This window comes from Streptomyces sp. NPDC059909 (assembly GCF_042730885.1).
Classification (GTDB): Bacteria; Actinomycetota; Actinomycetes; order Streptomycetales; family Streptomycetaceae; genus Streptomyces.
Genome location: NZ_JBHWKX010000144.1, coordinates 1 through 7934 on the forward strand (window position 1 = coordinate 1; position 7934 = coordinate 7934).

Here is a 7934-nt window from a genome sequence, read left to right on the forward strand (position 1 = left end):
CCGGTGCAGGACCAGCCGGACAGGGACCCGGACTCGAACCCGGGATTGGTGAGCAGATTCGCGGCCTGCGCGGTACTGGGCAGGGCGATGGCGGCTGCCGCCCCCGTCAGTGCCGCGCCTGCCAGGGCGAGCAGGCGTGATCGGAAACGCACGGAGCCTCCCAGTGAGGGGGATGGGACGACTAGGACCTAGCGGAACCGCGGCGCCACAGCCTCGAGGTGGGCACCGGTACACGGTGGGGGGTTGATGGCTCGACAGCTTCCTGAACGAGGCCGTCCGGGGTCAAGACTTTGGTTAGGAAAGTTTCCTAACGTGTGCGGTAGTTGAAGGGGCCGGGCCTCGCCAGCCCCTCACATCACAGGTGAATCACGCGTGACTCAGACAGGCATGCCCGGAACCAAGGGGAAGGCGCCGGAGCGCTGGTGTGCGCTCCGGGGCCGGGGTCCGGGTCCGGGGTCAGGCCGGCTGCGTCCGGTGGACGTCGTCGTGGATGTCGTCGAGCTCGAGCCGCTTGATGTCCTTGACGATGACGAGGTAGCTGGCGACCGCCATGGCGGCACAGACGCTGACGAACGCGAGGGCCAGGTCGAACGAGCCGGTGGCGTCGATGAGATAGCCGATGACCAGCGGGGTGACGATGCCCGCCACGGCGCCGAAGGTGTTGAAGACGCCCCCGGCCGGACCGGCGATCTGCTTGGGGGAGACGTCGGCCATCACGGCCCAGCCCAGTGCGCCCAGTCCCTTGCCGAAGAAGGGCCCATGTGTCATAGGTGTCGGAGCAGCGTGTGCAGCGCCGGGTTGTCGTTGCTTTTGCGCCACACGAGGTTCAACTCGACCGGCTGCGGCGTGGGCAGTGAGACGGGCTTGAACGTGATCCCGGCGAAGCGCATCTGCGCGGCCGCCTCGGGAACCAGCGCGACTCCCCAACCGGTGTTGACCAGCGCCAGGATGCTGTGGACCTGGCTGAGGTACTGGGTGAACACGGGCGTGACCTGCGCGGCGCGGAAGATGCTGATGAGCAGCTCGTGGAAGTAACGCGACTCGACGGGGGAGTACATCAGCATGTCCTGGCCGTCGAAGTCCTCGACCCGCAGGGCGCCCTCCCGCGCCGTGAGCGGGTGGTCGGTCGGCAGGGCGGCCAGGAGCCCTTCCCTCGTGGCCGGCCGGCTTTCGAGATCGGAGCCGATCGGTGCCGGCCGGACCATGCCGAGATCCAGCGAGCCCGCGGTGATGGCCTCCAACTGGTCACGGGTGACCATCTCGCGCAGCACGATCTCGGTTCTCGGCATGCTCGCGCCCGCGGTGTCGAGCAGCGTGCCGAGTGCGGAGTACGCGCCGGCCGCCGTGAAGCCGATGGCGATGGCGCCCGCCTCGCCGGCGGACACCTGCCGGACGGCGAGGGTGGCGTGCTCGGCCTGACGCAGCATGCGCCGCGCCTCGTTGAGGAAGGCCCGGCCCGCGGGGGTCAGTCGCACGGACCGGTTCGTCCGGTCCAGGAGCCTGACCCGCAACTCGTTCTCGAGGAGCTGGATCTGCCGGCTGAGCGGCGGCTGGGTCATCTGGAGCCGCTCGGCGGCCCGGGTGAAGTGCAGCTCCTCGGCGACGGCCACGAAGCTGGTGAGTTGCGTCAGCGTGAACAACAATGCCCTCCCGGTATCACCGCATCCAAAGTTTATGTTGGACGTGGATCATTCGTCGTCCCTAGCTTCGGAGGCAGTCGGGTCCGCAGCCAACCGCCGATCGCATCCGCCTCACACCCAGGGACACGAAGTGGTGACCACGACGCACACGACAACGAACGCAGCGCACCTCGCAGGCGAGGCGACGCTCGACAGGATCTCCTGGATCAGGCTGTCCTCGGTCTTCCTGCCGCTGAGCACCCCGATCAGCGACGCCAAGGTGCTCACCGGACGTCAGAAGCCGATGACCGAAGTGGCGTTCCTCTTCGTGGAGCTCGGCACCGACCAGGGCCACCAGGGCATCGGCTTCAGCTACTCCAAGCGCGCCGGCGGACCCGGCCAGTTCGCCCACGCCAAGGAGATCGCGCCCACGCTGATCGGCGAGGATCCCAGCGACATCGGCAAGCTCTGGACGAAGCTGGTGTGGGCCGGCGCGTCGGTCGGACGCAGCGGACTGGCCACCCAGGCCATCGCCGCCTTCGACGTCGCGCTGTGGGACCTCAAGGCCAAGCGGGCGGGGCTGCCGCTGGCCAAGCTCCTCGGAGCGCACCGCGACTCCGTGCGTTGCTACAACACCTCCGGCGGTTTCCTGCACACGCCCATCGAGGAGGTCCTGGACAACGCCGCCGCCTCGCTCGCCAGCGGCATCGGCGGCCTCAAGATCAAGGTCGGTCACCCCGACGGCAAGCAGGACCTCCGCCGGCTGACGGCCGTACGCGAGCACATCGGTGACGACGTCCCGCTCATGGTGGACGCCAACCAGCAGTGGGACCGGCCCACCGCCCAGCGCATGGGCCGGGCACTCGAGGAATTCGGTCTCGTGTGGATCGAGGAGCCGCTCGACGCCTACGACGCCAAGGGCCACGCCGCCCTCGCCGCCACGCTGGACACCCCGGTGGCCACCGGCGAGATGCTCGCGAGCGTTGCCGAGCACTGGGAGCTCATCCGGCACGACGCCGCGGACATCATTCAGCCCGACGCACCCCGTATCGGCGGCATCACCCAGTTCCTCAAGCTCGCCGCGCTCGCCGAGCACCACCACCTGCAGCTCGCGCCCCACTTCGCCATGGAGATCCATCTCCACCTGGCCGCCGCGTACCCGATCGAGCCGTGGGTCGAGCACTTCGACTGGCTGGAACCGCTCTTCAACGAGCGCCTGCGCATCAGCGACGGCCGTATGCACGTGCCGTCCCGCCCCGGCCTGGGCATCAGCCTCACCGACCAGGCCCGCGCCTGGACGCAGGCCGAGTACGAGGTCGGCGCCCGCCCCTGACGTCCGGCGTCACATCACGCCGGCAACCACCTTTCCGCGGGGTGAGAAGACCCGCAGGGCGCCACCGCACCGGCAACAGCGGCGCCCCGCGCGGTCCCGCATGCCGCGTTGATGTTCACCGGCCGTATCGGCCTCATCACGCTCGCCTCCGCGCTCGCGCTGCGTGAGCGCGGCCGCCGCTACCAGCTGCCCGAGGAGCGACCCGTCATTGGCCAGGTACCTGGACCGACTGCGCCGCGGCACGCGCCGCATCAGCCGTACGCCACGCCGGGGCGCCGCCGCCGCCCGCGGCGCCGACGACCTCAGGGTCGCGGTGATCGGGCTGGGCCGCTTCGGGGTGTCGCTCGGCTCCGAGCTGATGCGCCGCGGCGGGGACGTCCTGGGCGTGGACTCCGACGCCGGGCTGGTGCAGCGGCTGCGCGACCAGCTGACGCACGTGGCCGCAGCGGACTGCACCGACCCCGAGGCGCTGGACCTGCTCGGGGTGGCCGAGTTCTGCAGGGCCGTGGTGGGCATCGGCAACGCGCTGGAGGCCAGCATCCTGGTCACCTCCAACCTCGCCGACGCGGGGGTGCCGCACATCTGGGCCAAGGCGGTCGGCCGCCGGCACGGCAGGATCCTGGAGCGGGTGGGCGCGCACCACGTGGTGCTGCCCGAGCAGGACATGGGGGAGCGGGACCTGGTGACCGGGCGGATGCTCGACTTCATCCAGTTCGACGACGACTACGCGCTCGCCAAGACCGTCGCGCCGTCCTGTGCCACCGGACGTCCGCTGGGCGGACTCGGGGTCCGGGCGAAGTACGGGATCACGGTGGTCGGCATCAAGCGCTCGGGGGAGGACTTCACGTACGCCACCGCCGAGACGGTCGTACGGCCGGGGGAGCTCATCGTCGTCACCGGGCGGGCGCGCGCCGTGGAGAGCATCGCCGAACTGGTGTGACGCCGGAGCGGATCATGGCCGGTCGCACATGCCTGGGAGACGGCCGTGGGCCGCCGCCCGGACGCTCCGCCGGGGTCAGCGGTCGGCGATGTCCTCGCGGAGGCCGTCCGAGAACTCCCACCACGACAGAGGAAGCCAGTCGCCGTTCACGAAGGCATCCACCGTCGCGCCGCGACCGCGGACAGTCACCGTGGTGCCGGGCGGGTAGGTCGTGCCGGACAGGCCTGGTACGGGGACGAGCAGGGTCCCGAGCCGCTGTGCTGCCACTGTTCTCGCCCTCGCTTTCCATTCCTCGGTGGGGTACCGGTGAGATATGCCGACATTACCGGGTTGTCCGATCCTCCGGGCCGGAGAATCATGAGAGATAGGTCACGCGGACAGAGCGGGCGGGGGCGGTAATCGCAGTGCACATCGCCGAGCGGAGGTGGCAGCCATGAAGGCCGTCGTGTACAAGGGACCGTTCACAGTTGCGGTCGAAGAGGTGGAAAAGCCCACCATCCAGCATCCGAACGACGTGATCGTACGGGTCACCTCCACCGCGATATGCGGCTCCGACCTGCACATGTACGAGGGCCGTACAGCGGCGGAGCCCGGCATCGTCTTCGGTCACGAGAACATGGGAATCATCGAGGAAATCGGCCAGGGCGTCACCGCGCTCAAGGAGGGCGACCGCGTGGTCATGCCCTTCAACGTCGCCTGCGGATTCTGCACGAACTGCGTCGAGGGATTCACCGGATTCTGTCAGACCGTCAATCCGGGCTTTGCGGGCGGAGCTTACGGCTATGTCGCCATGGGGCCCTGGATGGGCGGACAGGCGGAATACCTGCGCGTGCCCTACGCCGATTTCAACTGCCTGAAACTGCCACCGGGAAACGAGCACGAGACCGACTTCATGCTGCTCGCCGACATCTTCCCCACCGGCTACCACGGCTGCGAACTCGCCCAGGTCCGGCCGGGCGAGAGCGTCGCGGTGTACGGCGGCGGGCCGGTCGGGCTCATGGCCGCGTACTCGGCGATGCTGCGCGGAGCGAAGAAGGTGTTCGTCGTCGACCGGGTCCCCGAGCGGCTGCAGAAGGCCGAGGAGATCGGCGCGGTCCCGATCAACTTCGCCGAGGGCGACCCTGTCGAGCAGATCAAGGAGCAGACCGAGGGTGTCGGCACCGACAAGGGCGTGGACGCCGTCGGCTACCAGGCGATGGCCCACGGCACGGACCGCGAGGAACCGGCGACCGTCCTGAACTCGCTCGTCGGCACCGTCCGGGCCACCGGAATGCTCGGTGTGCCGGGCCTGTACGTGCCGGCCGACCCGGGCGGCCCCGATGAACAGGCCAAGCACGGAATGCTCCTCGTCTCGATCGGCAAGCTCTTCGAGAAGGGCCTGAAGATGGGTACGGGGCAGTGCAACGTGAAGCGCTACAACCGGTACCTGCGCGACATGATCATCGAGGGCAGGGCGACGCCGAGCTTCGTCGTCTCGCACGAACTGCCCCTCGGCCAGGCGCCGTCGGCGTACGACAAGTTCGACAAGCGCATCGAGGGCTACACGAAGGTCGTGCTGCACCCGTAGACCCGCAGGACCTTGTGATGGTGCGGTCCGCCTGCCCTGGCAGGCGGACCGCCTGTCGGATACGGTCCGACTTCGGCAAGCGCATGCGGGAGCGAGGCACCATGAACCGACCGGAAACCGTGACACCCGCATGGGGCGAGGCGTAGCCCGATGTTCCGCACGTCGATGTCTCCCTCAATGTCCACGGCACGTCCCGCACACTGCGGACCCGCAACGCGGAGAGGTGGCCGCAGGTTTCGCCGCCGCCGATGTCGTCGTCGAGGGGACCTGCACGACATGCGGGTCCCTGCCGATCACCCTCGACCGGCTGCTGCTGTGACCGCTCATGCGGCGGTCTGCCCTTCGGCGGCCCGCGTCACCTCCCGGCGTGAGGCGAGCCGGTGGGGGGCTCGCACCACTCGCGCCGATGGGGGCAGCGTCACTGCTTGACGTCGATGGTCAGGGAGTCGATCTCGCTGAAGCGCTGTCGGTGCCCTGGAAACGGAAGACCGGAGTCGCGGGCGACGGATCCCGAGCGCGCTGAGGGCGCGGTCTCACTCCGTGACGAGCACGGCCACCCCGGTGATCCGTCCGGCCGCCAGATCGGCCAGGGCCTGGTCGGCGCGCCGCATCGGGTAGTGCGTCACCCGTACGGCGGGCCGGAGCCGTGCCGCTTCGGCGAGGAAGGCGCGGCCGTCCTCGCGGGTGTTGGCGGTGACGCTGAGCACGGTCCGTTCCTGGAACAGGTGCCTGTCGTAGTCGAGCGACGGCACGGCGCTCAGGTGGATCCCCGCGATCGCCAGGGTGCCGCCCCGGTCCAGGGCCTCGAGCGCCACCGGCACCAGGCTCCCGGCCGGTGCGAACAGGATCGCGGAATCCAGCGGCTGCGGAGGCGCGACGGCTCCGGCGGAGGCCGCCCCGAGCTCCAGCGCCAGCCGCTGCGCCTGCGGCGAACGGGTGACGACGTGGACGTCGGCGCCCCGGGCGATCGCGAGTTGGGCGGTCAGATGCGCGGACGCGCCGAACCCGTAGATGCCGAGCCGGCCGCCCGGTGGCAGGCCGGCCCGCTCGAGGGCCCGGTAGCCGATGATGCCCGCGCACAGCAGGGGCGCGGCGTCCTCGTCGCTCCACCCCTCCGGGAGGCGATAGGCGAAGCGGGCGTCGACGAGCATGTGGTCGGCGAATCCCCCGTGGATGTCCCAACCCGTGTACCGCGAGCCGGGGCACAGGTTCTCCCGTCCCGTACGGCAGTAGCGGCACAGGCCGCAGGTGCCCGCCAGCCAGGCGGCCCCCGCCCGGTCGCCGACGCCGAAGTCCTCGACGGCCGGCCCGGCGGCGACCACCTCGCCGACCACCTCGTGGCCCGGTGTGCACTGCGGCTTACGAGGCGCCAGATCCCCCTCGGCCAGATGCAGGTCGGTGCGGCACACCCCGCACGTACGGACCCGCAGCAGCAGCTCGTGCGGACCGGGCCCGGGGGTCGCGCGCTCCGCGAGCCGCAGGGGCGCGGACGCGATCGGCGCCGGGTGCTCCACCACCCAGGCGGACGTCGTCCCGGTCATGGGCCGGCCGGCGGTCCGGTGACCACCACCTGGGCGGGCCGCAGGAGGTGCTCACCGACCCGGTACCCGGGGCGCAGGACCGCGGTGCAGACGGGGTGCTCGAACCGGTCGCTGTCGCGGTATGAGACGGCCTCGTGCACGACCGGGTCGAAGGGGTCGCCCACCGTGCTCACGGACTGCAGGCCGAGGCCCGCCAGCTCCGTCTCCAGTGCTACGGCCACGTGCGCGAACCCGCCGGTCACGTCGCCCTGTTCCCTGGCCTCGCCGATCGCGTCGAGCACGGGCAGGAGCCGGCCGAGCACGTTGGCCACGGCGATCTCACGGACCGCCAGGCGGTCCCGGCGCACCCGCTTGCGGTAGTTGTCGTACTCGGCCTTCAACCGCTGCAGATCGGCCGTGCGCTCCTGCAGCTCCGCGTGGACACCGTGCTCCGGGGGCGGCGCACCGGCACCCCGGCCGTCGCGCCCCGCGCCGGGGGCGGGACCGTCTCCCGGCTTGCCAGGGGCGATCATCAGGGGCGGGCCGGGGCGGCCGCGGACATCGGTCGGGCGGTTCATCCCGCGGCTCCCTCCTGCTTGTCGTCGTCGACGATCTCGGCGTCGACGACATCGTCCTCGGCCTTCGCCTGGAAGGCACCGGCGTCACCGGCACCGCCACCGGCCGCGGCCTGCTGGGCCTGCGCGCTGGCGTACATGGCCTGGCCGAGCTTCTGGGAGACGGCGGCGAGCTTCTCGGTCGCGGTGCGGATCTCCGCGGTCTTGTCGCCCCCGCCGGACTCGGCCTTGAGCTTGTCCTTCAGCTCGGCGACGGCACCCTCGACCTCGGTCCTGATCTCGCCGGGGACCTTGTCCTCGTTGTCCTTGAGGAACTTCTCGGTCTGGTAGACGAGCTGCTCGGCCTGGTTGCGGGTCTCGGCGGCCTCGCGGCGGCGGTG

General features: G+C 70.6%; 9 protein-coding genes. 3 read left to right on the forward strand and 6 right to left on the reverse strand.

The window, feature by feature from the left end; translation table 11 throughout:
• Positions 1-456: 456 nt before the first annotated feature.
• The gene (locus ACFV9O_RS38750; RefSeq protein WP_385427344.1) at positions 457-768 is read right to left on the reverse strand and encodes a hypothetical protein; all 312 of its coding nucleotides are present in this window, start codon (positions 766-768) and stop codon (positions 457-459) included.
• Complete coding sequence (locus ACFV9O_RS38755; protein ID WP_385427346.1) at positions 765-1640, reverse strand: LysR substrate-binding domain-containing protein; 876 nt, start codon at positions 1638-1640, stop codon at positions 765-767. Before ACFV9O_RS38755 ends, ACFV9O_RS38750 begins: the two co-directional genes overlap by 4 nt.
• Positions 1641-1770: 130 nt before the next feature.
• Here ACFV9O_RS38755 and ACFV9O_RS38760 point away from each other — a divergent pair, with 130 nt between their 5' ends.
• Together ACFV9O_RS38760 and ACFV9O_RS38765 are read left to right on the forward strand one after the other, a co-directional pair.
• The gene (locus ACFV9O_RS38760) at positions 1771-2952 is read left to right on the forward strand and encodes a mandelate racemase/muconate lactonizing enzyme family protein (RefSeq protein ID WP_385427348.1); all 1182 of its coding nucleotides are present in this window, start codon (positions 1771-1773) and stop codon (positions 2950-2952) included.
• A gap of 208 nt (positions 2953-3160) precedes the next feature.
• Positions 3161-3892 (forward strand): potassium channel family protein, encoded by a 732-nt coding sequence (locus ACFV9O_RS38765; protein ID WP_385427351.1) that lies wholly within the window; start codon positions 3161-3163, stop codon positions 3890-3892.
• Positions 3893-3967: 75 nt separating this feature from the next.
• Here ACFV9O_RS38765 and ACFV9O_RS38770 read toward each other — a convergent pair whose 3' ends face one another.
• The gene (locus ACFV9O_RS38770) at positions 3968-4159 is read right to left on the reverse strand and encodes a hypothetical protein (RefSeq protein ID WP_030931808.1); all 192 of its coding nucleotides are present in this window, start codon (positions 4157-4159) and stop codon (positions 3968-3970) included.
• 166 nt (positions 4160-4325) lie between these two features.
• On the opposite strand from ACFV9O_RS38770, the gene ACFV9O_RS38775 reads away from it, so the two are divergent.
• The gene (locus ACFV9O_RS38775; protein ID WP_385427354.1) at positions 4326-5459 is read left to right on the forward strand and encodes a glutathione-independent formaldehyde dehydrogenase; all 1134 of its coding nucleotides are present in this window, start codon (positions 4326-4328) and stop codon (positions 5457-5459) included.
• A 533-nt stretch (positions 5460-5992) separates the two neighbouring features.
• Here the strand turns inward: ACFV9O_RS38775 and ACFV9O_RS38780 are convergent.
• The 3 genes from ACFV9O_RS38780 to ACFV9O_RS38790 form a co-directional block, all read right to left on the reverse strand.
• Complete coding sequence (locus ACFV9O_RS38780; protein WP_385427357.1) at positions 5993-7000, reverse strand: zinc-dependent alcohol dehydrogenase family protein; 1008 nt, start codon at positions 6998-7000, stop codon at positions 5993-5995.
• Entirely contained in the window at positions 6997-7557 is a 561-nt protein-coding gene (gene grpE / locus ACFV9O_RS38785; RefSeq protein WP_385427359.1) for a nucleotide exchange factor GrpE, read from the reverse strand. The genes ACFV9O_RS38780 and grpE overlap by 4 nt, the downstream gene beginning before the upstream one ends.
• Positions 7554-7934, reverse strand: a 381-nt coding sequence (locus ACFV9O_RS38790; protein ID WP_385427362.1) for an Hsp70 family protein, incomplete at its 5' end; no start/stop codon positions are given. The genes grpE and ACFV9O_RS38790, both read right to left, overlap by 4 nt.